At 71.7% G+C, this 23342-nt stretch carries 26 protein-coding genes; 9 read left to right on the forward strand and 17 right to left on the reverse strand.

Going from position 1 to position 23342, the window contains the following annotated elements; all coding sequences use genetic code 11:
• Positions 1-2 precede the first annotated feature (2 nt).
• Positions 3-908, reverse strand: a complete 906-nt coding sequence (locus KALB_RS28845) for an AurF N-oxygenase family protein (protein ID WP_025359159.1) — start codon at positions 906-908, stop codon at positions 3-5.
• Between the two features lie 117 nt (positions 909-1025).
• Between KALB_RS28845 and KALB_RS28850 the strand changes: the two genes are divergently transcribed.
• A complete protein-coding gene (locus tag KALB_RS28850; RefSeq protein WP_035968079.1) occupies positions 1026-1700 on the forward strand; it encodes a TetR/AcrR family transcriptional regulator in 675 nt (224 codons plus the stop codon).
• 6 nt (positions 1701-1706) lie between these two features.
• Here KALB_RS28850 and KALB_RS28855 read toward each other — a convergent pair whose 3' ends face one another.
• On the reverse strand, positions 1707-2318 hold the full coding sequence (locus tag KALB_RS28855) for a TetR/AcrR family transcriptional regulator (protein WP_025359161.1): 612 nt from the start codon (positions 2316-2318) through the stop codon (positions 1707-1709).
• Positions 2319-2410: 92 nt separating this feature from the next.
• Between KALB_RS28855 and KALB_RS28860 the strand changes: the two genes are divergently transcribed.
• From KALB_RS28860 to KALB_RS28890, 7 genes are all read left to right on the forward strand, one after another.
• Positions 2411-3943, forward strand: a complete 1533-nt coding sequence (locus tag KALB_RS28860; RefSeq protein ID WP_025359162.1) for an AMP-binding protein — start codon at positions 2411-2413, stop codon at positions 3941-3943.
• A gap of 40 nt (positions 3944-3983) precedes the next feature.
• The gene (locus tag KALB_RS28865) at positions 3984-5198 is read left to right on the forward strand and encodes a glycosyltransferase (protein ID WP_025359163.1); all 1215 of its coding nucleotides are present in this window, start codon (positions 3984-3986) and stop codon (positions 5196-5198) included.
• Positions 5199-5332: 134 nt separating this feature from the next.
• Entirely contained in the window at positions 5333-5872 is a 540-nt protein-coding gene (gene vanY-N, locus KALB_RS28870; protein WP_025359164.1) for a D,D-peptidase/D,D-carboxypeptidase VanY-N, read from the forward strand.
• Between the two features lie 57 nt (positions 5873-5929).
• Positions 5930-6619 carry a response regulator transcription factor gene (locus KALB_RS28875; RefSeq protein ID WP_025359165.1) on the forward strand — a complete coding sequence of 230 codons (690 nt, stop codon included), beginning with the start codon at positions 5930-5932 and terminating at the stop codon, positions 6617-6619.
• The gene (locus KALB_RS28880; RefSeq protein ID WP_025359166.1) at positions 6616-8031 is read left to right on the forward strand and encodes a sensor histidine kinase; all 1416 of its coding nucleotides are present in this window, start codon (positions 6616-6618) and stop codon (positions 8029-8031) included. Before KALB_RS28875 ends, KALB_RS28880 begins: the two co-directional genes overlap by 4 nt.
• A 39-nt stretch (positions 8032-8070) precedes the next feature.
• Positions 8071-8448, forward strand: coding sequence for an MmcQ/YjbR family DNA-binding protein (locus KALB_RS28885; protein WP_025359167.1), 378 nt, complete (start codon positions 8071-8073; stop codon positions 8446-8448).
• 85 nt (positions 8449-8533) lie between these two features.
• Positions 8534-9319: a phosphotransferase gene (locus KALB_RS28890; protein WP_081789581.1), complete on the forward strand. Its 786-nt coding sequence runs from the start codon at positions 8534-8536 to the stop codon at positions 9317-9319.
• Between the two features lie 133 nt (positions 9320-9452).
• On the opposite strand, the gene KALB_RS28895 is transcribed toward KALB_RS28890, so the two are convergent.
• Complete coding sequence (locus tag KALB_RS28895) at positions 9453-10400, reverse strand: amidohydrolase family protein (protein WP_025359169.1); 948 nt, start codon at positions 10398-10400, stop codon at positions 9453-9455.
• A 47-nt stretch (positions 10401-10447) separates the two neighbouring features.
• On the opposite strand from KALB_RS28895, the gene KALB_RS28900 reads away from it, so the two are divergent.
• The gene (locus KALB_RS28900; RefSeq protein WP_025359170.1) at positions 10448-10912 is read left to right on the forward strand and encodes a MarR family winged helix-turn-helix transcriptional regulator; all 465 of its coding nucleotides are present in this window, start codon (positions 10448-10450) and stop codon (positions 10910-10912) included.
• On the opposite strand, the gene KALB_RS28905 is transcribed toward KALB_RS28900, so the two are convergent.
• The 14 genes from KALB_RS28905 to KALB_RS28970 all read right to left on the reverse strand — a co-directional run bounded on the left by KALB_RS28905 (position 10913) and on the right by KALB_RS28970 (position 23263).
• On the reverse strand, positions 10913-11581 hold the full coding sequence (locus KALB_RS28905; RefSeq protein WP_025359171.1) for a DJ-1/PfpI family protein: 669 nt from the start codon (positions 11579-11581) through the stop codon (positions 10913-10915).
• Positions 11582-11741: 160 nt separating this feature from the next.
• Positions 11742-12416 carry a PhzF family phenazine biosynthesis protein gene (locus KALB_RS28910; protein WP_025359172.1) on the reverse strand — a complete coding sequence of 225 codons (675 nt, stop codon included), beginning with the start codon at positions 12414-12416 and terminating at the stop codon, positions 11742-11744.
• Positions 12413-13084, reverse strand: a complete 672-nt coding sequence (locus KALB_RS28915) for a class I SAM-dependent DNA methyltransferase (protein WP_025359173.1) — start codon at positions 13082-13084, stop codon at positions 12413-12415. Before KALB_RS28915 ends, KALB_RS28910 begins: the two co-directional genes overlap by 4 nt.
• 1 nt (position 13085) lies before the next feature.
• Positions 13086-14222: an acyl-CoA dehydrogenase family protein gene (locus tag KALB_RS28920; protein ID WP_025359174.1), complete on the reverse strand. Its 1137-nt coding sequence runs from the start codon at positions 14220-14222 to the stop codon at positions 13086-13088.
• A complete protein-coding gene (locus KALB_RS28925; protein ID WP_025359175.1) occupies positions 14219-14926 on the reverse strand; it encodes a 2-hydroxychromene-2-carboxylate isomerase in 708 nt (235 codons plus the stop codon). Before KALB_RS28925 ends, KALB_RS28920 begins: the two co-directional genes overlap by 4 nt.
• A gap of 26 nt (positions 14927-14952) precedes the next feature.
• Positions 14953-15693, reverse strand: a complete 741-nt coding sequence (fabG, locus tag KALB_RS28930; protein ID WP_025359176.1) for a 3-oxoacyl-ACP reductase FabG — start codon at positions 15691-15693, stop codon at positions 14953-14955.
• Positions 15690-16166, reverse strand: coding sequence for a 3-hydroxyacyl-ACP dehydratase FabZ family protein (locus KALB_RS28935; protein ID WP_025359177.1), 477 nt, complete (start codon positions 16164-16166; stop codon positions 15690-15692). Before KALB_RS28935 ends, fabG begins: the two co-directional genes overlap by 4 nt.
• Positions 16163-16525 carry a 3-hydroxyacyl-ACP dehydratase FabZ family protein gene (locus tag KALB_RS28940; protein WP_042220895.1) on the reverse strand — a complete coding sequence of 121 codons (363 nt, stop codon included), beginning with the start codon at positions 16523-16525 and terminating at the stop codon, positions 16163-16165. Before KALB_RS28940 ends, KALB_RS28935 begins: the two co-directional genes overlap by 4 nt.
• On the reverse strand, positions 16522-17655 hold the full coding sequence (locus tag KALB_RS28945) for a beta-ketoacyl synthase N-terminal-like domain-containing protein (RefSeq protein ID WP_025359179.1): 1134 nt from the start codon (positions 17653-17655) through the stop codon (positions 16522-16524). Before KALB_RS28945 ends, KALB_RS28940 begins: the two co-directional genes overlap by 4 nt.
• The gene (locus tag KALB_RS28950; protein WP_025359180.1) at positions 17652-18590 is read right to left on the reverse strand and encodes a thioesterase family protein; all 939 of its coding nucleotides are present in this window, start codon (positions 18588-18590) and stop codon (positions 17652-17654) included. The genes KALB_RS28945 and KALB_RS28950 overlap by 4 nt, the downstream gene beginning before the upstream one ends.
• A complete protein-coding gene (locus tag KALB_RS28955; protein WP_042220897.1) occupies positions 18587-19378 on the reverse strand; it encodes an alpha/beta fold hydrolase in 792 nt (263 codons plus the stop codon). Before KALB_RS28955 ends, KALB_RS28950 begins: the two co-directional genes overlap by 4 nt.
• Positions 19375-20595 (reverse strand): beta-ketoacyl-[acyl-carrier-protein] synthase family protein, encoded by a 1221-nt coding sequence (locus KALB_RS28960; protein ID WP_025359182.1) that lies wholly within the window; start codon positions 20593-20595, stop codon positions 19375-19377. Before KALB_RS28960 ends, KALB_RS28955 begins: the two co-directional genes overlap by 4 nt.
• Before the next feature lie 28 nt (positions 20596-20623).
• Positions 20624-20899 (reverse strand): acyl carrier protein, encoded by a 276-nt coding sequence (locus tag KALB_RS28965; RefSeq protein WP_025359183.1) that lies wholly within the window; start codon positions 20897-20899, stop codon positions 20624-20626.
• A 171-nt stretch (positions 20900-21070) separates the two neighbouring features.
• Positions 21071-23263 (reverse strand): MMPL family transporter, encoded by a 2193-nt coding sequence (locus tag KALB_RS28970; RefSeq protein WP_035967626.1) that lies wholly within the window; start codon positions 23261-23263, stop codon positions 21071-21073.
• Positions 23264-23342: the final 79 nt, after the last annotated feature.

Here is a 23342-nt window from a genome sequence, read left to right on the forward strand (position 1 = left end):
GCTCAGAGCATGTTGATGCGCTTGTACACCGCTGCCGCGGGTGCGGTCAGCAGCCCGGACCGCCCGAGGAAGTCCATCAGGTGGGCACAGCTGGAGCGCAGCATGGACTTGTAGTGCTCGTTGTGCCGGGCCTCGCGCTGGGCGCGTTCGGCGTCCAGCCCCGCCGCGGCGTAGACGCCCTTGTTCACCATGTTCTTGAGGATCACGTAGGCCACCACGGCGATGATCACGCTGCTGGTGCGCCTGCGCGCGGCGCTCACCCCGTCCATCCGCTCGCGGATCTCCTGGCGGGCGAACTTCATGTGCCGCGACTCCTCCAGCACGTGGATCTTGCTGGTGGTCCGCACGATCGGCAGCACGTCCTCGCCGCGCATCCAGTCCCGCTGCATCACGTCGAGGACCTCTTCAGCCACCAGGATGCCGCCGTAGGCGACCTCGGCGTTGGCCACGGTCTTGAACAGGCGGCCGAGTTCGACCGACATCCGGTCGGGCACATAGGAGCGCACGCCCATCTTCTCGCAGGCCCGCGCGAACATGATGGAGTGCCTGCACTCGTCGGCGATCTCGGTGAGCGCGAACTGGAACTCGGCCCTCGCCGGGTTCTTCACGTACTGGTCGCGCAGGATCATCTGCTGCAGGATCATCTCGAACCAGATCCCGGTGCTCATGATCGAGCACACCTCGTGCCTGGTGAGCGTGACCCGCTGCTGCTGGGTCATCTCCGCCCACAGCGCCGTGCCGTACAGCGTGCTCCACTCCGGGTTGAGCCCGTACAGGTCCGCGGGCAGCGGTGCGTCCCAGTCCACCTCCACGGCCGGGTCGTAGGACAGCAGGGCCGCGGACTCCAGCAGTCGCTGGGAGACGTCCTCGTCGGCGCTGGTGAGTGAGCGGTTCCGCACTGTGGTCACGACCTGACCTCCCGACCCGTCAGTTACTGTAATTTCGAGTAACAGGTACATGAGCGTAGCAGTTACCTGTGGAGCGTGTCCACGGCCACAGTCCAGGACCGTGGAAGGGTGGTGTCCGTGTCCAACAACGTCACCGACCGGCGCGCGGCCCGATGGGCGGGCCAGCGCGCCAAGAGACAGTCGGAGTTCGTGGATGCGGCGATCGCGGCGATCGCCGAACACGGGCCCTCGGTGTCCACCGAGCAGATAGCCGCGCGGGCCGGGGTCGCGCGACCCCAGCTGTACCGGCACTTCCGGGCCGCGGAGGACCTGCACCAGGCGATCGCCCAGCGTGCCGCCAAAATGATCACCGCCGAGCTGACCCCGCAGATCACCAACGCGAGCGGCTCGCCCCTGCACATGATCGAGCAGATCGTCCACACGCTGGTCCGCTGGATGGCCGAGCACACCAACCTGCTGGAGTACGTCACCCAGCGGGCCGTGCTGAGCCCGGACGGGCAGCACGACGTGGTCGCCGACATCAAGGCGACCATCGCGATCCAGCTCAGCGCCCTGCTCGGCGCCTACTTCAGGGTGTTCGAGATGGACACGGCCACCGTGGACCCGCTCGCGTTCGGGCTCGTGGGCTTCGTGGAGTCGGCCACCCGCCGCTGGCTGCACGAGCCGGGCTCACTGTCCCAGGAGGCGCTCGTGGGCCACCTGTCGAAGTGGATCTGGGGAATGCTCGACCACTCCCTGCGCGCCGAGGGCATCACCCTCGACCCGAACCAGCCGCTGCCGCCCGCGCGCTGAGCCCGCTCACGCCCCGCCGGGCGAGCAGGCGCACCGGCACTGCGCGGGCGCGCCGCCGGTGAGGGTCGTCAGCACCTCGGTCAGCGGCTCGCGCAATTCCTCGGCGGTGGCACCGCACAACGGGTCCTTGCCCAGCACGGTGCGCATCACGCCGAGACCGATGACCATCGCGCAGACCAGGTCCGCGCGCAGCTCGGCGTCGGGCAGCTCGATGCGAGCGGCCAGCGGCCGGGTGACGACCTCGTCCACGCGCTGGTTGACCCGCTCGGTCACCGCCGGGTCGCCGCTGGAGCGCAGCAGGGCGAACAGGGTCGGGTGCCGCTCGAGGTCGTCGGTGGTGGTCACCCGCAGCAGCCAGTCGACGATCTCGGGCAGGTCCCGCTGCCACTGGCCCGCGAGGTGGTCGCCGAACGCGGTGGCCTCGTCGAACAGCTGCTGCTTGCCCCCGAAGTAGCGGCGGATCAGCATCACGTCCACCCCGGCCTGTGCCGCGATGGCCCGCAGGCCCACCGCGTCCTTGCCGTGCTGGAGGAACAGCGTGCGCGCGGCGATCAGCAGCTTGAGCCGGGTCGCGGCGGCGTCCCGCCAGGACCGGGGTGTGTGATCATCGTCGCCCACGAACCCCATTCTACGCTCGTAGACTTGGCTTCACATAGTTGCTAAAGTCAACTTGTCTGCACGTGTAGACAAAATGACCTGGGGATCAAGCAATGACTTCAAGCACGGCCGGGGCCACCGGCTCGGCCAACTACGTCGAGACCATCCTGCGCGGACTGTCCCGCGACTCCGACCACATCGCCTTCCACCTCGAGGACGGCTCGACGATCAGCCACGGCGAGTTCGGCGAGCTCGTCCACCGCATCGCGCACACCCTGTCCGACCACGGAATCCGCAGCGGCTCCACGGTGGCCCTGCTGTCGGCCAACCGGCCGGAGATCCTGGCCACCCGCTACGCGGCCAACCTGCTCGGCGCCCGGATCGTGTACCTCTACGAGGGGCTCGCGGTCGAGGTCCAGTCCGCGATCGTGTCCGATGTGGACACCGACATCCTGGTCGCGGACAACAGGCTCGCCGCCCGCGCCGCCGAGATCGTGGCGGAGGTGCCCGTCAAGGCCCTGCTCACGCTCGGGCCCGCGAGCACGGGCAGCGACCTGCTCGCCCTCGCGGCGGCTGCCGACAGTTCCCCGGTGCCGCCGCACCCGGTCGCGCCCGGCGACACCTGGAGCGTGCGCCACACCGGCGGCACCACCGGCCACCCCAAGGGCATCCTGATGCCCTCGGGCGGCTACCGGGCCATGCTGGAGCACCAGGCCACCGCGCAGGGCGCGGACGTGGTGTACCTCATCAGCACCACCCTGGCGCACGGCGCGGGCAACCTGGCCGACGGGGTGTTCGCCGCCGGGGGCACGATCGTGCTGCACGAGCGCTTCGCCCCGGCCCAGGTGCTCGCCGACATCGAGCGCCACCGGGTGACCGACCTGTTCCTGCTGCCCCCGCTGCTGTACCGGGTCCTGGACGACCCGGCCTCGGCGAGCACCGACACCTCCAGCCTGCGGCGGTTCCTCTACTTCGGCTGCGCCGCCTCGCCCACCCGCATCGGCCAGGCCCTCGACCGGTTCGGGCCGATCCTGTTCCAGATCTACGGCCAGAGCGAGGCGGGCGGGATCAGCATGCTGACCGAGGCCGACCACCAGCGCCCCGAACTGCTCGACTCCGTGGGGCGGCCCATTCCCGGGGTCGAGGTCGCCATCCGCGACGAGCAGGGCAACGACCTGCCCGTGGGCCAGACCGGTGAGATCTGTGTCCGCTCGGCCATGACCAGCGCCGGGTACTGGCGCAACCCGGAGCTGACCGCGCAGGTGTGGCGGGACGGGTGGGTGCACACGGGCGATGTCGGCCACCTCGACGAGCAGGGCTACCTGCGGCTGACCAGCCGCCTCAAGGACATGATCATCGTGGTCGGCGGGCACGTCTACCCCGTCGAGGTCGAGGAGGCGCTGCTGGGCCACCCCGGCATCGCCGAGGCCGCCGTGTACGGCGTGCGCGCCGAGGACGCGGCCGAGCTGGTCCACGCCGCCGTGGTGCCGCGCCCTGGCCACACTCTGACCGAGCAGGAGGTCCGCGAACACGTGGCGAGCCAGCTGGGCGCCCTCTACACCCCGCACCACGTGGAGTTCCTCGACCGGATCCCGCTGACGGACGCGGGCAAGCCGGACAAGAAGGTCCTGCGCGCCCGCCACTGAGCACCGCTCACCCCGACACTCCGCACTGGGAGCACAAGACATGCACGTCCTGGCCACCGTCACCGGGAACGCCTCACACACCCGTTCCCTGACCATCGCACTGCGCCCGCTGATCGAGGCGGGCCACCAGGTCACCATCGCCGCGCCGCCGGAGCTCGCGCCCCTGCTCGACAGCCTCGGCGCCGAGGTGCACGCGGTACTGCCCGGCTTCGAGAACATGCTGCGCGACCCCGAGCGCGCCGCGAAGATGCGCGAACTCGCCGCCAGCACCGACACCACCACCCAGATCAGCTGGATCACCTCGGCCCCGTTCGTGCTCGAAGCGGCGCGGACGGTCATCGCGCTGGCGGAGACCGTCCGGCCGGACGTGATCGTGCGCGACGACGCCGAGTTCGGCGCCGTGCTGGCGGGCGAGCACCTGGGCATCCCGCACGTCAGCCTGTGCGGCGGGGCGTCCAACCTGTTGGACCCCGCGCTCGCGATCGAGGGCCTCAACGGGCACTGGGCCGCGCTGGGTCACGCCGAGCCGCTGCCCGCTGAGGCGATCTACCGCCACGGCCGCGCCGACTACGTGCCCGCGGCCTTCGACTTCGCCGCGCACGACACCGGGCTGGTGCGCCGCTACCGGCAACCCGTGCTCACCCGCGCGGGCGAGCGGCTGCCCGAGTGGATCGCGGAGCTGTCCGGGCAGTCCCCGTTCGTCTACGCCTCCCTGGGCACGGCGCTGCCGATGGTCGTCGCGCGCGAGTCGGACTCGATCCCGATGCCGATGACCACCGACCCGGTGCGGTCCCTGGCCTCGATCATCGCCGCGGTGTCCGAACTGGACTGCGTCGCCCTGGTCTCCACCGGTGGCCTGCCCACCCCGGCCACCCCGCCGCCCGCACACGTGCACGTAGTGGAGCACGCGCCCCAGCCGCTGGTGCTGGAGGTGGCGGACCTGTTCATCACCCACGGCGGCTACAACAGCGTCCGCGAGGCGCTGCGCTCGGCCACGCCGATGCTGGTGATCCCCGGCTTCGGCGACCAGCCCCACGACGGCGCTCGCGTCACGGAGCTGGGGCTGGGTGAGATGACCACCGAGCCCAGCCCGGAGCGGGTCGCCCAGCTGGCCGGTCAGATCCTCGGCCAGCCCGGCTACACCCGGCGCGCACGCCAGGCCCGGGCCCACGTCCTCGCCCTGCCTCCCCTCGAGCAGTTCGTCGAGGACCTGCAAGCACTCGTGGACGGCGCGACGCTGGTGACGGCCAGCTAGGGCTCGTCGGGCGGTGCCTCCCAGCCGGACCGGGAGGCACCGCCGAACCACGGCGTGCGGAACTGTCACACTTCGTCGAGGTCCCGTCATCGAGCTGCCGACAGTGCGGCACAGTCCTCCGCGATGGTCGACCCATGACCACTCGTGACCTCCTCCTGCAGACCACCACGCAGCTGCTCGCCGTGCTGCTGCTGCCGGTGGCCTACGCGCACTCCCCCGGCCGCGGCCGCCACCTGGCCTGCCAGTGGGCGCTGGGCCTGCGGTTCCCCGCCGAGGACCTCACCGGGCTCACCGGGCCGGCGCGCGCGGCGTTCGCGGCGGCCCGCACCGAGGCGTTCTGGCGGGACGGCCAGCTGATCGGTCTGACCTCCGGCCACCGCGACGCGGCCGAGCAGCACCGGCTGTTCAGCGAGCAGGTCCGGCGATCGGGCTCCGTGCAGGCGGCGCGGCGGCAGGTGCTGCCCGCCGAGGAGTCCAGCCACGTCATGGGGACCGCGATGGACGTGCGGCCCGCCGAGGGCGCGCGGTGGCTGGAGGCCAACGGGTGGCGCCACGACCTCTACCGGATCTACGACAACGAGTGGTGGCACTTCGAACACCGGCCGGAGGCCGGTGGCCGGGCCCCGGCGCGGTTGCCGCACCCGGGCGCCGTCACCGTCGGCCATTCGGTGTAGCCGGTGGTATACCGTCGGAGCCCAGTCGTGCAAGCCACCAGCGAGGAGTCCTCCGCGATGCCCAGGCTGCTGCTCGTCGAGGACGACGCCGTGCTGGCCGAGGCGCTCTCCCGCGCCCTGCGCGGACTGGGCCACGAGGTGGACGTGGCCGCGACCGGGGAACAGGCCCTGGCCTGCCTGTACGACCGGCGCACGCCCGCCGACCTGGTGCTGCTGGACGTCATGCTGCCGGGGATCGACGGCTTCGAGGTGTGCCGCCGCATCCGGGCCCGCGACACGGTCCCGGTGATCCTGCTGACGGCGCGCGGAGACGCGGTGGACATCGTCGTCGGGCTGGAGTGCGGTGCCGACGACTACGTGGTCAAGCCCGCGGAGCCGAGGGTGCTGGACGCCCGCGTCAAGACGGTCCTGCGGCGGGCCACTCCGGTGCGGGCCCCGCAGTCGAGCGTGCACACCTTCGGGGACCTGCGGGTCGACAGCGCCGCCATGGTGGTGACCAGGGGCGGCAGCGAGTTGCACCTGACCTCGACCGAACTGCGCCTGCTGGTGGAGTTCGCCGAGCACGCGGGGCAGGTGCTGAGCAGGCAGACCCTGCTGAGGTCGGTGTGGGACTACGGCTACGCCGGGGACTCGCGGCTGGTGGACGCCGCCGTGTCCCGGCTGCGCGCCAAGATCGAGCCCGATCCGGGCAACCCGACCTTGCTGCGCACCGCGCGGGGGCTCGGCTACCGCCTGGTCAAGCCGTGAGGTGGCAGCCGGGGCTGCGCACGAGCATCACGCTCACCGCCGTGGCGGTCACGCTGATCGCCACCGTGGCCACGGCGCTGGTCGCCTACCAGTTGCAGTCCGGCGCCACCAGGGAGCGGTTCGTCGAGTCGGCGCGGGCGGGGTTCGGCGCCGACGCGCAGCAGGCGCACCAGTTCCTGGTGCAGTCGAACTCGGGTGCGCCCAAGGTCGACCAGGTCGCCAAGTACATGACCGGGCGGATCGGGTTGTCCTGGGCGATCGTGAACCTCAAGCCCCTCAACGGGCCCGTCGCCACCGTCCAGAACGACGTGTACTCGCTGAGCGCGGCCAGCCCGGGGTTCTCCGGTGCCCGGCCACCGGTGTCGGCGGTGGAGCAGGTCAGGCGCGATCCCCGGACCCCGGTGACCTACGGCGCGGGCCAGCAGGTGGTCGTGCTCGGTGAGGTCGAGCCCGACCTGCTGGTGGCCGAGTACTACAGCACCAAGGTCATGGACCGGGAACTGCTCGTGCTGCAACTGCAACTGGCCGCGGTCGCGGGGCTGGTGATCCTGGTGGGCACGGGCCTGGGCGTGCTCGCCGCACGGCAGATCCAGCGCCGGGTGCGCACCGCGGCGGCAGCGGCCAGGGAACTCGGCGCGGGCGCGCTGGACACCCGGCTTCCGGTGCGGGGCAAGGACGAGCTCGCCGACCTGGCCGGTTCGTTCAACGCGATGGCGCAGCGCCTCGGCGAGTCGATGGAGCAGTTGCGCGCCAAGGAGCAGCAGCAACAGCGCTTCGTGGCCGATGTCGCACACGACCTGCGCACACCGCTGGCCACCATGCTCGCGGCGACCGACAGCCTGCACAGCACGGACGCAGAGGACCGCTCACGTTCGGCGGAGCTGCTGGGGACCCAGGTGCGGCGGCTGAGCACGCTGGTCGACGACCTGCTGGAGATGTCCAGGTTCGACGCGGGGGTCGCGGACTTCCGGCCGGAGACCGTGGACCTGGCGGCACTGGTCGCCGACGCCGTCGGGCTGAGCGCGCCCGAGGCGGGCATCCAGGTCCGGTCGGTCGGGGACGTCACCGTGCACGGCGATCCGCGTCGGCTGCACACCATCGTGCGCAACCTGGTGAGCAACGCGGTGCACCACGGCGCGATGCCGATCTCCGTGGGCGTCGACGGCGCCAGCAGTGCGGAGGTGCGGGTGGCCGTGGCCGATTCCGGGCCGGGGCTGCGGCCCGACCTGGCGCCGTTCGTCTTCGACCGGTTCACCCGGGGCGACCGCGCCCGCGGGCACACCCCGGGCAGCGGACTGGGACTGGCCATCGCGCGCGAGAACGCCGTACTGCACGGTGGCCGGATCGAGGTCAGCAACTCCCCCGGCGCCGTGTTCGTGCTCGTGCTCCCGCGCGGTGAGCCGGACCGGTGAGACTCCTATACTGGGCGTCCTGACCTCCTGGGAGCCCCGATGTCCGTGCGCAGTGACGAGTTCTTCCGGATCGTGGACGCGCTCGTCGAGGTGCAGCGCTCGGAGGGCGGGCAGTTCAGCTCCTTCAGCGTGCGGGGCAAACGGTTCGGCTACTACTGGCCCAGGACGCAGACCGTCGGCCTGAAGCAGACCCTCACCGAACAGCAGGCGCTGGTGTCCGAGCGGCCCGAGGTCTTCGAGGAGCAGTTCACCGCGGGCGGTTTCGGCTGGGTGGTCGTCTACCTGGAGGGCATCGAGGCGGAGGAGTTGTCCGAACTGGTCTTCGAGGCCTGGCGGCTGTCCGCCCCGGAGGACCTGGTCGAGGCCGTGCCCGACTGGGCACAGCAGAACCCGCACTCCCCCACCTCCGCGGCCTGAGGGGACACGCAGCCGCATCGCCGACTCGGCGGTCTCCCTGAAAACCAGTGGTCGGCCATGGCCTGCCCCGATAGCTTGCACACCCGTGGCTGATGATCCGCAGGAAGAAGAACTGGTGGGCGGAGGCGTCAACCGGATCGTTCGTGTGGGAGCGACAGTGCGACGCCCATCAGGTCCGTGGACCCCGGCGATCCACTCCTTGCTCGATCACCTCCACCAGCGCGGTTTCACCCAGGCTCCGCGCGCCCACGGCCTGGACCCCGACGGCCGCGAGATCCTCGACTTCATCCCCGGCCAGGCCGGGCACTACCCGCTTCCCCACTACGTTCGTACCGACAGCACACTCCTCGCCGTCGGGACGCTCCTGCGAAACCTCCACGACGCCACCGTTGACTTCACCCCACCGCCGGACACCGCTTGGTACATGCCCGCACGAGGACCGGCCGAAGTGATCTGCCATGGCGACATCGCCCCCTACAACTGCGTCTTCCGCGATGGCAGGCTCTTCGCGTTCATCGACTTCGACACCGCCCATCCCGGGCCCCGCGTCTGGGATCTGGCCTATGCCGCATACCGGTTCGTTCCACTCACCGGTCCCGACAATGACGACTTCCACCTGCCCATCGCAGAGCAGGCCCGGCGACTTCGGCTCCTGGCCGACGCCTACCGGCTTTGCGAAGCTGGTCGAGAAGTGATTGCCGACACGGCGAGGACCCGTCTCGAGCACCTCGTCTGCCACATGCACGAGCAGGCCGACGCCGGGAACGCCGCCTTCGCCCAGCACATCGCCGCTGGGCATGACCAGCTCTACCAGGCCGATGCGGCGCATATCGCACACCACAAGGTGTACCTGACAGACGCGCTTCGATGACCGCTCACGGCCGCAGCCCGCACCGTTCCCCTTCAAGGGGTGGAGTACGTCAGGACATGAATGCCTTGCGGCAACGCTCGCTGAACTTGGCTCTCCCGCTGCCTTCTCCGGCCACCACGGCACGCCCCGTCGCTCAGGCCAACCGCGGGAACAGGTTCAGGGCGTTGTCCCGGTTGATCGCCGCACGCTGCACGGGGTCCAGCGGCGCGCTGTCGAACTCGGCGGTGACGTGCCGGACCCCGGCCTCGGGCGCGTAGGGCCAGTCGCTGCCGAAGGTGATCCGGCCGGGGTCGGCGAAGGCGAGCAGGTTGGCCAGGGTCGCGTGGTTGGCGGCCAGCGCCGTGTCGAAGTGGAACTCGCGCAACTGGGCCAGGACGGCGGCGTGGTCGAGGACCGGGTCGGCGCCCTGGACTCGTTGGTGGTGCTCCAGGGTGACGGCGATGCGGTCCGCCGCGTAGGGCAGGAACCCGCCGCCGTGGGAGAGGATGAACCTGATCCCGGGGTAGCGGCGCACGGTGCCGCTGAGCACCAGGCTCATCGCCGCGCGCACGCTGTCGAGCAGGAAGTCCGCCGCGTAGAAGGGAACTCCGGGCACCGGCTGGTAGGGCGGGATGCCCGGGTGCACGAACACGACCGCCGACCGCCTGTCCAGCTCGGCCATGAGCGGCTCGAACGCGGGCTCGCCCAGGTAGGTGCCGCGGTGGTTGCTCAGCAGCACGATCCCGTCGGCGCCCAGCTCGTCGAAGGCGCGGGCGGTCTCGGCCAGCGCGCCGTCCACGTCGGGCAGCGGCAGGGTGGCGAAGTGCCCGAACCGGTCGGGGCGGTCCTTGACCTGCTCGGCGGTGAACTCGTTGACCGCACGGGCCCAGTCGCGGGCCTGCTCGTCCGAACCGAGGTGGGTGCCCGGGGTGGACACCGACAGGATCGCGGTGCCGATGCCCTGGCTGTCCTGGAGGGCGATGTCGGCCGCCGCGCTCCAGTTCGGGACGGGCATGCCGCCCGCGGTGAGCCCCTGGGACCGCAGCCAGTCCCGGTACGCCGGGGGCACGACGTGGTGGTGGGTGTCGATGCGACCGCCCATGGCAACCTCACTTAGCTTGCTAACTGTTGTGTTGCTACCATTACCCCATGAGCGCGAGTCGTGTCCAGCCCACCGTCGAGGACCCGGGCTTCCTCGCCTTCACCGAGGCGGTCGCCGACCTGCTCGTCGCGGTGCGGCGGTCCCGGGGACGACTGGCCGGGCACGGCAGGCCCGCGCTGTCGCTGTCCCAGATCCAGCTGCTGGAGGCGATCGCCGACGGGAGTTCACTGGGCGTTGGCGAGCTGGCCGAGCAGGCCGGGGTGGCCACGCCCACCGCAACCCGCATGCTGCAACAGCTGGAGCGCGACGGGATCGTCGACCGCGTCCGGGCGCCGGACAACCAGCGCCGGGTCGAGGTGACCCTGACGGCGCTCGGGGCCGAGTTGCTCGACGCGCACCGAGCCCGCCTGCGTGAGCGGCAGTTGCGCGCGTTCCGCGAACTCGACCCCGAGCAGCGCACGATGATCGTGACCCTGATGGGCAGGCTCACCGAGTTGGTCGACGACCTGTGATCAGCGCGCCAACGCTCCCACCTTCGTCTCGGCACCGGTGTCGCGCCACACGGTTCCCCGTCGTTCGTGGGCGAACAACCGCTCCACGGCGTGCGCGACCCGGGGCCCCAGCTCGCGCTCCAGCAGGTAGAGCCCCAGGTCCAGGCCGGAGGTCACGCTGGAGGCGGTCACCAGGTCCCCGTCGTCCACCACGCGGGCGTCGATCGCCCGCACCCCGCTGGCCGCCAACAGGTCCAGGCCCAGGTGGTGGCTCGTCGCGGGGCGGCCTTCGATCAGCCCGGCCATCGCCAGCACCATCGAGCCGCCGCACACCGTGGCCACGGTCAGCCCCGGGCGGTCCAGGGATTGCTTGAGCAGCAAGGGCAATTCGGTGCCGAGGGTACGGCCGAGGATGGCGGGGATGCTGTCCTCGGTGGGCTCCTCACCATCGGGCAGGCGCCCCACCGCGCCCGGCACGAGGACCAGGTCCGCGCGCCGCGGCTCCAGCCGGGCCGTGGCGGCCAGGGACAGCGACCCCAGCCCGCTGGGCACCTGGCGCGCGCCCTCGGCCGAGACGAGTTCGACCTCGACCGCCCCACCGGTGAACATGCCACCGGCGCTGAGCACCTCGTACGGGGCCAGGGCGTCCAGTGGGTCGAACCCGTCGAACAACACGATCTGCGCAAGCATCACCGGCTCAGTCCTCCTCGGTTTCGGTGCGCACGACGCTAGTCACGGTGCACCGAGGCCGGAACTGGCCGGATTGCCACTCAGCGCCAGGTTCTCGCCAAGTCGGCGCAATGGGGCGACGCCGGGATGTGACTCCTGGCAACAGTTCTGGCGCCCCGGGTCACAGGGCGCGGACCTCCGCCAGGACGACCCGGCCGCCGACCCCGATCGTGCCCTCGGGACGCACCTCGGTCAGGATCTGCGATCCGGCACCCTGCCGGATGTCCAGTGCCCGGCCCAGTTCCGAGGTGAGCACGATCGCCGCCGCACCGGTGGCCTCGTCCTCCACGATCGCGTCGCCCCTGCGCGGGAACGCCCTGGCCCGCACCCGGCCGGCGCCCTCGTCCGCCCAGGCCCAGGCGTACAGCCAGCCCTGTCCCGCGGGCGGGCTGGGCAGCGCCTCGACCGCCCGCACCGACCCGTGCCGCTCGGTGCGCCGTCCCGCAGCCCACTCCGGTCGGCCCGCGATCCAGGTGAACTCGCCGTCCTGCCAGGTCGGCACCGGGCCTGCCGGTGGCCGGAACACGGTGGGCGCGGCGCCCACCTGTCCCAGCAGCCAGGAGCAGCCGACGAGGGGGTGCCCGGCGAAGAGCAGCCGCACGCTGGGCGTGTAGATGTCGACCAGGCCCTCCGCGGCGTCGTCGACGAAGACGGTCTCGCTGAAGCCGAGCCGCGCGGCCAGGTCCTGCCGGGCCCGCTCACCCCGAACGGTCGCGCCGTCCAGCACAACACCGAGCGGGTTGCCGTACCGGCCATCCGGACCGCAGAACACCCGAAGCACGTGAAGATCCGTCACACCCGCAGATTACGCCGATCAGTTGACGGCCGATGCCGCAACGGCGCCTCGCAGCGGTACACCGAAGTGATGCCCGCATCCACCGGGCCGTGCGCCAGCCGCAGGCCCGCCGCGGTCACCGCGTGTTCGACCTCGCCGGGGGCCCGCAGGTGGGCACGCCTGCGGGTGAGCAGTTCGAGGCGGGCGTAGCGCCGACCGGACCGGTCGGCACGGGGCACGTTGAACACGAGCCAGCCGCCCGGGACAAGCAGGGCGGCCAGCGCGGTGAAGGCGGCGGGCAGGTCCTGCACGTAGTTGACCATGCCCACGGTGAGCACCCCGTCGAAGGTGCCCCGCACGCGCAGGTCGTCGGGGAACCGGCCGAACCCGGCGTCGATCCCGGCGGGGGCCTCCCGCGCGACCCGCCGCACCAGGTAGTCGACCATGGCGGGCGAGGCGTCGCGGGCGTGCACGCGGGCGCCCCGCTCGTGCAGGGCCAGCGTGTAGTGCCCGGTCCCGCTGCCCAGTTCGAGCACGCGCTGGCCGGGCGCCAGGCGGGGTTCCAGCGCGTCGAGCACGGCGCGCTGCTCCTGTTGGCGGAAGCCCACGCCAGACCGGAAACGGGTGAAGTACAGCTCGAACAGCCTCGGGGACCAACCCGAGCCGCTCGGGGCGAACCATCTGACCATCTCACTCCCCCAGTGAGGCCGCGACGATCTCGCGCATGATTTCGTTGGTACCGCCGAAGATCCGCGCGACCCTGGCGTCCGCCCAGGCTCGTGCGACCGGATACTCGCTCATATAGCCGTAGCCGCCGAACAGTTGCAGGCAGCTGTCGAGCACCTCGCCCAACCGTTCGGTGCACCACAGCTTCGCCAGTGCGACCTCCGCCATGCTAGCGCCCCGGACCAGTTCCGCGGCCACTGTCGAGTCCAGCAGCGCCCGGCTCGCGGCGACCTGGGCCGCCGCCCCGGCGAGCACGAACTGGGTGTTCTGGAAGCGCATCAGCGGCCGGGAGAAGGCGCGGCGCTGCTTGCAGTAGCGCACCGTCTCGGCCAGCGCGGTCTCCATCACGGCCACCGAGGTCACCGCGATGAGCAGGCGCTCGCGGGAGATCAGCGGCAGCAACTGGGCGAGCCCGCGCCCCTCCACCTCGCCGAGCAGGTGCTCCGCGGTGAGTTCGACCCCGTCCAGGAACAGCTCGGCGGTGTCCTGGCCGTGCAGGCCGATCTTCTCCAGCGCGGGCCCCCGGTGCAGGCCGGGCAGCCCGGCGGTCTCCAGCACGAACAGCGACAGCGGCGGCGTGCGCCGCTCCGGGTCGGCGACCTTGGCCAGCACGAGCACCAGCCCGGAGTGGATCCCGTTGGTGACGAAGGTCTTCGCCCCGTGCAGCAGGTAGCCGCCCGCGACGCGCCGCGCCCTGGTGGTGATCGCCTGCACGTCGGAGCCCGCGTCCGGCTCGGTGATCGCGAGCGCGCCGACCAGTTCGCCCGCGGCCATCCTGGGCAGCCAGCGGGTCTTCTGCCGCTCGGTGCCGTGCAGCAGCAGGTACCGCGCCACGATGTCGTGCGCGGTGCGGCCCCACGAGGTGTCACCGGCCCTGGCCTGCTCCTCGGCCAGCACCACCTCGTGCGCGAAGGCCCCCCCGCCGCCGCCGTACGGCTCGGGCACGCCCACGCAGAGCAGGCCCGCACCGCCCGCGGTGGTCCACAGCTCGCGGTCCACCTGGTGGGCGGACCGCCAGCGGGGCTGGTGCGGGGTGACCTCCTTGGCCCAGAACGACTTGGCGAGCTCGCGCAGTTCGGGCAGGCCCAGGTCCTCGCTCACCCGCAGCCCCCGGCGTGCCCGTCGTCGGGCGAGCGGCCCAGCCCGACCGCACCGGCCACCGGCTCGGGCAGCCGCTGGGCCGGTGCCGCCGCCGACCGCACGTGCGCGGCGAAGGCGTCCAGCCGGTCCACGCCCCAGAACCGGGTGAAGCCGTGCACGAAGAACGGCACGCCGAAGGCGCCGTCCCGGCCCGCCTGCACCATCACCGCGGCGCCTTCGGCCCGCAGTTGCTCGTCCTCGCTGGCGGCGGCGATCGCCGCGGGGTCCAGGCCGAGTTCGGCGCCGATCTCGCCGATGGTCTCCCGCGAGCAGATGTCGCGGCCCTGCTCCCACCGGGCCCGGTAGACCAGGTCGACGTACCGCGCGCCCAGGCCGTGCCGGTGCGCGTGGAGGTAACCCAGGTGCGGGACCTCCCAGACCGGCTGCTTGTCCACGGGCCAGCTCAGCTCCAGCCCACGCTCGGCCGCGAGCCTGCCCACGTCCTGGAGGATGTACAGGTGCTTGGCCCGGGACATGTCGGTGTAGGGCAGGTCCCCGCCGAGCTCGGTGATCAGCCGGGTGCTGTGCTCGTCGGGTTCGTAGTAGGGCCGCCAGTCCAGCAGCGGCACCAGGTCCGGGTGCCTGGCCAGCAGGTCCCGGTAGGCCAGCCAGGAGTACGGGCTGCGCAGGGAGAAGTAGAACCTCGGTGTTCTGGGCTTGGCCATGGCGTACCTCGCTTTCGTGGTGCGGCTCAGAGCACGAGGCCGCCGTCGACCCCGAGCACCTGCCCGGTGATGTAGGAGGCCCGGTCGGAGACCAGGAAGGACACCAGGTCGGCCACCTCGCCGGGGCCGCCGAACCGGCGCAGCGGGATGCTCGCGGCCAGCCCCTCGGTCCGTTCCTGGGACAGCGCGGCGGTCATGTCCGTCTCGATGAAGCCGGGCGACACCACGTTGGCCCGGATCCCGTACGGGCCGACCTCCTTGGCCAGGGCCTTGGTGAAACCGATGACCCCGGCCTTGGCCGCGGAGTAGTTGGTCTGGGTGGCGTGGCCGTGCACCCCGGCGACCGAGGACATGGTGATCACCGTGCCCGCGCGCCGCTTGACCATGCCGAACACCGCGGCCGAGCAGATGTTGTAGACCCCGTCCAGGTTCACCCGCAGCACGTCCTGCCAGTCCTGCTGTCCCAGCAGCACCAACGGGTTGTCCCGCACGAGGCCCGCGTTGGCCACCACTGCCCGGATCGGGCCGAGCTCGCGTTCGGCGGCACGCACGAACTTCTTGGCCGCGCCGTGTTCGGCGACGTCGACCTGCTCGCAGAACACCGCCGCACCGGCGTCGGCGGCCAGCTTGGCCACCAGTGCCGCCGCCTCGGCGTTGGACCGGTAGCAGAAGGCGAGGTCGTAGCCGTCCTCGGCGAGCCGGGTCACCACGGCGCGGCCGATCCCGCGGGAACCGCCGGTCACCAGCGCCACCGGCCGCGCGGTCACACCCCCACCCCCAGCACCGAGGAGTCGCGCAGCGCCACCGTGAACTGGGCGACCCGCAGCACGGTCTCGCCGTCCACCAGGGTGCTGCCCGCGACCACGGCCGCCTCGTCCACCTCGCGCAGCACCTGCACCCGGTGCTCCAGCACCACACCCGGGTACACCGGGGCCAGCAGCTCGGCACCGCGCAGGCCCGCGGCCAGCTCCACCTTGCCCGCCAACACGTCCGGGTTGGGCTTGAGCCAGCAGGCGAGGATCACGGCCGACTGCGCCCAGGACTCCAGCAGCAGGCTCACCGGGTAGGCGTAGGCCTGTGCGGGCGCGTCCTCGGGCAGGTGCGCGTAGCACGGCTCGGCCACCGTGACCGCCTTGTGCGCCACCAAGGTCCGCCCTGGGTCCACTTCGGACACCCGGTCCACCAGCAGGATCGGGTACCGGTGCGGGATGAGCGCCTTGATCCGGTCCACCCCGGTCATGCCGCCTCCTGCCGGTAGCGCAGCCGCATCTCACAGACCGCCTCGGTTCCAGTGGACACCGTTGCGCTGCAACGGAACCCGTCCGCTTCCTCGTCCCGCACGCCGATCTCGACCGACACCGCGTCCCCGGGCCGGACCGGTCGCAGGAAGCGGACCCGCTCCACCGCGACCATGCGCAGGCCCGGCACACAGCGCACGGCGCGCACGGTGGAGTCCACGTACTGCACCAGGTAGAGCCCGGGCAGGATGGGGAAACCCGGGTAGTGGCCCTCGAACACCGGGTCGTTCGCCGCGATCTCGACCACCGACCTGATGCGATCGCCCGCGTCCTCGGTGACGCGCACCGGCCAGCCCCTCATGCCGGGTCCCCGCAGCCGCCGAGCAGCGCACAGCCCACCATGCCGTCCCGGCCGATCCCGGTCACCAGCGCGTACTCGCCCGTGTCGTGCACCGCTCCCCGTTCCACCTCGGCCAGCGCGGCCGCCAGCTGGAAGACCGTTGCCGCAGCGGTGGTGTCGCCGAGCTGCGCACGGCAGTGGATGCGGCGGCACGAGGCGTTGTCGGCGCCGAAGACCGCGGTCAGCGCCTCGTCCTCGGCCACACCGGCCGGGCCGGGCAGGTCGGCGGGCGCGATCAACCTGACCTGCTCGGGGCTGACGCCCGCGCGCCGCAGGGTGCCGCGCACGCAGGTCTCCAGCGTGTCCCGGACCCCGGCACCGTCCTGGCAGGAGCGGAACCCCGTGCCCGCCAGCCGCACCAGCGGGCCACGTCCGGACCGGCGCGCGGACTCCGCGGACTCCAGCAGGACGAAGGCCCCGCCCTCGCCCAGGGCCGCTGACCCGTCCCCACCGGCCTCGCCGCTGTGCCAGTCCAGCCAGGCCCGCTGCGTGGAGTACTCCTCCACCGCCCCGCACAGCACGAGATCGCAGTGCCCGCCCCGGTAGAGCCGGGTCGCGTAGCTCAGCGCGAGCAGCCCGGTCAGCCAGTCCCCGGAGATGGTGGTGTTGGGGCCCTTGATGGTGTGCCAGATCGCGCTCTGCCCGGCCGCCTTGTTCATCACCGTGTTCGGGAACTTGGCCGGGTCCACGTGGTAGGGCTTCTCCCCGTTGACCGAGTCCCTGGTGGTGTCCATGATGCTCTGCACACTGGCCCAGCCGGTACCCAGCACCAGCCCGGCCCGCTCCGGGGCCGCGGACAGGTCGTCCCGGCACTGCTCGACCAGGCCGCCCACGGCGGTGACGGCCAGCGCGGTGAGCCGGTCCATCAACCGGGTTCCCTTGCGGCCCAGGTACTTCGCGGCGCTGAAGTCCGGCACCAGCCCGGCGGTGGTGTACGGGCCGGGAAAGGCCTCGGCGTCCAGCGCGGCTATGCCGGAGCGGCCCGAGCGCAGGCCCTCGCGGAAGGGCTCGCGGCCCACCCCGAAGGGCGAGACCGCCGACCAGGCCGACAGCACCAGTTCGCCGGTGGCGATCGCGGTCGGCGCGCTCACCGCTGGTTCCCCCGCAACGCGGTCAGCAGGCGGTCGTCGAAGTCCACCTGGCGCCAGTCGCGCCGGTTCTCGATCACCGCGTAGCCGTGGGTGATCCGCCCGGTCGCGGTCTTCACCAGCACGCCATCGCGCCGCACGTAGCAGTCCATGCGGGCGGTGTAGGTGAGCCGCTTGAACACCGTCTCCACGGTGAACACGGTGATCAGCTCCTCCTCCATGCCCACCTCCGCCAGCATCTCCACCGAGGAGCTGGGCACCACCGGGATCCAGTTCTGCTCCGAGAGCAGGGTGTGGATGGACACCCCGCGGTCGGCCAGGAACAGGTCCACCGCCTCCTCCATCAGCCGCAGGTAGCCCGACATCTGCAGGCGCTCGGTGAAGTGGCAGTACGGGTAGGGGATGCGCCAGCTCCACGCGAAGGCGTTGTGCCCCTTGGTGAGCTGGGCGACCGGGTCGGCGCCCGCTGGCAGGGTCGGCTCCGCCGAGGGCCCGAGCCTGGGCACCAGGTTCGCGGCCACCTCGACCGGGGCGGGCTCCGCGGGGAAGCCACGCGGGTCCTGCCGCAGGGTCACCGCCACGCGCGCGGTCACCGTCTTCACCGAGGTCTCCCGCTCGGCGGTCATCTCGACCAGGAAACGCAGCCGGTGGTCCTCGGATTCCAGCTGGCGCACGGTGGCCACGGCCAGGTCGTCGATGTGGTAGGCGGTCCACATCCGGGTGTCGATCGAGCTGAGGTCCACGCAGATGCCGTGGCGCTCGTACAACCGGCCCGCGGGCAGGCCGCGCTGACGCAGGTGGTCCAGCACCGCCTCCTCCACGAGGTAGTTGACGTGCTTGAACCCGATCCAGGTGCAGATGTTCGAGCCCTCGTAGCGGGGCCGCAGCTCCACCCGCGTGACTGCGGGGGCGGGCGCGGTGGTGACGACAGGATTCACGTCAACTCCAGACAGGCAACGTCGGTGGTGTGCGGCGACCAGGAACCGGCCGCGTCGCTGAGGAAGTCCGACACCAGGCGGGCGAACCGCTCGGGCCGCTCCAGCATCGGGAAGTGCCCGCAGTCGGCGAGCTCGGCGAACCGGCCCTCGGGCAGGGCCTGGGCCAGCGCGCGGCCGTCCTCGGCGCGGGCGGCGATGTCGCACGCGGCGGACAGCACCAGCTGCGGGGCGCGGACCTCGCTCAGGTCCAGTGTGGACGAACGAAGGTAGGTCGCGAAGAAGCGCACCCAGCCGTGCGGGCCGATCTGGTCGCGCAACCGCAGCGCGAGCTTGGACCGCTGCTGCTCGGTCAGCCGGGCGGCGGGGCCCCAGCGCAGCGCCTCCGCGAAGATCAGGTGGAAGTCGTTGAGGTAGTAGGTGATCGTGGACCAGTCGAACTGCTCGGCACCGGCCCGGTAGAAGGCGTTGGTCAGCACCGAGGGCACGGCTGGCGACAGTCCCTCGGCGAAGACCTCCAGCAGCAGCCCCGCGGTGTAGGAGTGCGCGAGGACCGCGTCGAACCCGGCGAGCACCTCGGCCAGCGCCGTGGCCTGGTCCTCGCCGTGGCTCCACCGCGGGTCGTCCACCCCGTGCCAGGGCAGGGTGACGTCCCACAGCTCCAGCCGCCCGTCCGCGTGCACCACGAACTCGTCCCACATCGCGTTCGTGCAGCCGAGGCCGTGCAGCAGCAATGTCCGAACAGGACTGTCAGATGTGGACTTCCTGCGGAGCACTGGGAAGGCCGTCATGCCGCGGTCCCGTACCGTCCCAGGATCAGCACCGCGTTGTTGCCGCCGAAGGCCAGCGCGTTGTTCTGCACCACCCTGACCTCGGCGGGCCGCGCCTGGTTGGGCACGCAGTCCACCTGGCACTCGGGGTCGGTCTCCCGGTGGTTGATCGTCGGCGGGATGAAGCCCTCCGTGATCGCCAGCGCGCAGGCGGCGGCACCCAGCGCGCTCGCGGCACCCATGGCGTGGCCCAGCATGCCCTTGATGGACACCGTGGGCGGCGGCGCGTCGGTGAACGCCTGCCGGATGGCCGCCACCTCGGTCATGTCGTTGGCCTTGGTACCGGTGCCGTGCGCGGAGATGAAGTCGATGTCGGTCGGCTTCACCCCGGCGTTCTCGTGGGCCAGCCGCATGCAGCGGGCCAGGCTGTCCTGGTCCGGTGCGACCGGGCTGAGCGCGTCGCAGGTCAGCCCGTAGCCGAGCAGTTCGGCGTAGATGCGCGCCCCTCGTGCCAGGGCGTGCTCCAGACTCTCCATCAGCAGGATGCCCGCGCCCTCGCCGACCAGGATGCCCTTGCGGTCCCGGTCGAAGGGCTGGCAGACCTCCGGCGCCATCGCGCCGAGCCGGTAGAACCCGGCGTAGGTCTTGCGGCACAGGGCGTCCACCCCGCCGCACAGGGCCACGTCCACGTCACCGGCGCGGATGGCGTCCATGCCGTGCCCGATGGCGTAGTTGCCCGCGGCGCAGGCGGTCGGGATGGTCACGGCCTCCACATCGGACAGTCCGAGCTCGCGCACGATGGCACTGGACAGCCTGCCCGCTGGCGAGCGCCGCGCCAGGTGGGCGGGCCCGTCCTGGTAGTCCAGGATCGCCAGCCGGTCCAGGTCGCGGGACTCGCCGTCGGTGGTCCCCACGGAGACCAGCACGCGCTCCTCCCGCAGCGCCCGCACGGGCATCGCCCCGTCGGCCACGGCCATGCGCGCCGCCGCCGCCGAGAACTGGCCCGCACGGCCCAGTTCCTCCGCACCGGCCTCGTGCAGCCGCCGCGCCGGATCGAAGTCGGTGATCTCGCACCCGTTGGCGTGCGCGTAGCCCGCCGTCTCGAACGAGGTGATCGGCTTGACCCCGCTGCGGCCCGATCTCAGCCCGGTCAGGAACTCCCCGACCCCGGTGCCGATGCTGGTCACCACACCGAGTCCGGTGACGACCACCCGCCTCGGCTCGCGCGCGCTGTCCATGCGGTCCTCCCCCCTGCTCGGTGTCGGCTCAGGCGGCCATGGCCTCGGCGACGACGGCGATGACCCCGTCGAGGTTGACCATGCGGGCGAGCTCGCTCTGGTCGATGTCCACGCCGAGGGTGCGCTCCAGGGAGGACAGGATCTCGATGGCACCCATCGAGTCAGCGCCGTGGTCCTCCTTGAACAGGCTCTCCCCGGTCATCTCCTCGGAGTCGATCTCCAGGATCTCGCAGACGATCTCCTTCACCTTGGCCCGCAGCTCGTCGCCGACACCGGTGGACGCGTTGGCATTCGCAGTGGTCATGTTCGTCTCTCCCGCGTGATTGGCGGGCCGGTCCGGTGGCCCGCGGGAGGAGACTCGCACCGGGACCTATACGGGCTCCTATATTTTTCCCATAGGGGGCGACGGCGGCGCGCGATGTCCCGGAGAAGGGGGATCCCGGGACATCGCGCTGGAGAGCCGATCGGTTGTGCACTACCGGATCGGCTGGCTCAGCCTGGCGGTGGTCTCGGCGGGCGCAGGCGCGGTGGCCGCCCTGCGCGCGGCGCGGGAGGGCCACCAGCTGGCGCGGCCCAGCAGGGCCAGCAGCGCGGGCAGGATGAGGATGCGCACCACCACCGCGTCCAGCAGCACACCCAGCACCAGCGCGTAGCCGGTCTGCTTGACCTCAAGCAGGTGCAGGAAGGTGAAGCTGGCGAACACCGAGACCATCACGACCGCGGCGCCGGTGACCACGCTGGCCGAACTGGCGATGCCCTCGGCCACCGCGCGGCGGGTGGGCACCCCGCGCAGCACCGCCTCGCGGATCCGGCTGACCACGAAGATCTGGTAGTCCATGGACAGTCCGAACAGGATCACGATCAGGAACAGCGGGACCCGGGACCCGATGAAGCCCGCGGAGTCGGCGCCGAACAGTGCGGTGGAGAAGGAGCTCTGGAACAGCAGCACCAGCCCGCCCAGGGCGCCCGCGGTGGACAGCATGGTCAGCAGGGTGCCGAAGAAGGCGATCACCACTGAGCGGAACACGAAGGCGGTGACCAGGAAGGTGACCAGCAGGACGACCAGCAGCACCCAGGGCAGCTGCTCGTTCTGGTGCTGGGTGTAGTCCTGGTCGCGGGCCACGTCACCGGAGACCGCGTACCGCGCGCCGGGCAGCGCGCCGAAGGCCTGCGGCACGTAGCGCTGGCGCAGCACGTGCAGTGCGTCGCTGGCCTGCCGGGTGCTGGCCGTGAACGGGGTGCCCAGGTCGAGGGTCCCGGTGTGGCCGTCGCTGGCGATGCGGATGCGCGGTGCGGTGTTGCCCGCGAACAACGGGTCGGTCGAGGTGGTGCGGACCAGGCCCTGCAACGCGGCGCGGATCTGCTGGCCGTCGAGCTCGGTGGAGTGCAGGCCGATCGTGTTGGTGACCTTCTGGGCCGGGAAGGCCGCGTCGAGCCGGTCGGCCACCTGCAACGCCGGGATCTCGCGGGAGTAGGTGTCCTCACCGGGCGTGCCCAGCTTCATGCCCAGCCCGGGCAGCGCCAGCAGCAGCATGGCCAGGGTGGCGATCACCAGGGTGGCGACCGGGTGCGTCATCGCGGGGCGCAGCAGCGCGTTCCAGCGCCGGCCGCCACCCGCGGAGCGCTTGCGGCGCAGGAAGGGCAGCTGCGAGTCCATGCGCTTGCCCAGCTTGGTGAGCAGGGCGGGCAGCACGGTCAGCGAGCTGATCATGGCGACCAGCACCACGATGATCGTGCCAGCCGCCAGCGAGGAGAAGATCACGTCGTCGGCCAGGAACAGGCAGGCGGTGGAGGCGATCACGGCGAGCCCGGACATCACCACGACCCGACCCGAGGTGGCCGCGGCCAGCTCGACCGCCGCCTGGGAGCTGATCTGCCCGCCCGCGCGCTCCCGCTCCTCGCGGACCCGCTTGACGTAGAACAGCGCGTAGTCCACGCCCACCGCCATGCCCAGCAGCAGGATGACCTGGTTGGCCACACCGGCGTCCGGGAAGACGTGCGAGGCGATCGAGTACAGGCCCATGGTGCCGGCGATGGCGGTGATGGCCAGCAGCACCGGTACGCCCGCGGTGAGCAGGGAACCGAACACCAGCAACAGGATCACCAGCGTGATGGGCAGCGTGATCTTCTCCGACAGGGCCAGGTCGCTGGCGCGCTGCTCGTTGAGCCCCTTGCCAGTGGAGCCGCGGCCGGTCTCCTCCACGCGCAGGCCAGGGTGGGCCTTCTGCACCTCGGCGGTCTGCCTGAGCAGGGTGTCCACGTGGCTGGCGGCCTCGCGGGCGTCGCCCTTCATGGTGACCGGCACGGAGATCGCGGAGCCATCGGCGGAAACCACCGGCGGGTCCACCGAGGCCACCGCGGGCAGGGCACCCATGCGCTGGCTGATCTCGGCGGCCACGGCCTGTGCCTGGGCCCGGTCCAGTGATCCGCTCGGTGCGGTGATCAGGATCTGTTCGACGGCGGCCAGGGTCAGCCCGTTGTCCTCGGCCATCGCCTCCATGCGACCGGCCTCGCCGACGCCGAAGTCCCGGTTGGTCGCCGCGTGGCTGCCGATCGCGCTGCCCGCGACCAGGCACAGCGCGACGAAGACCACCCAGCCGATGATCGCGGTCCACGGGTGGCGCGCGCTCCACCTCGCCGCGCGCACCGTGACTGACTTGTTCTGCACGTACCCCACCCCTTCTCACCCCTCGGGCGCGTCCCCGGCGGATCCCCGCGCCGGCCGCCCGTCCCCCGAGCGCCCGCCG

It is taken from the genome of Kutzneria viridogrisea DSM 43870 (assembly GCF_000525635.1).
Classification (GTDB): domain Bacteria; phylum Actinomycetota; class Actinomycetes; order Mycobacteriales; family Pseudonocardiaceae; genus Kutzneria; species Kutzneria viridogrisea.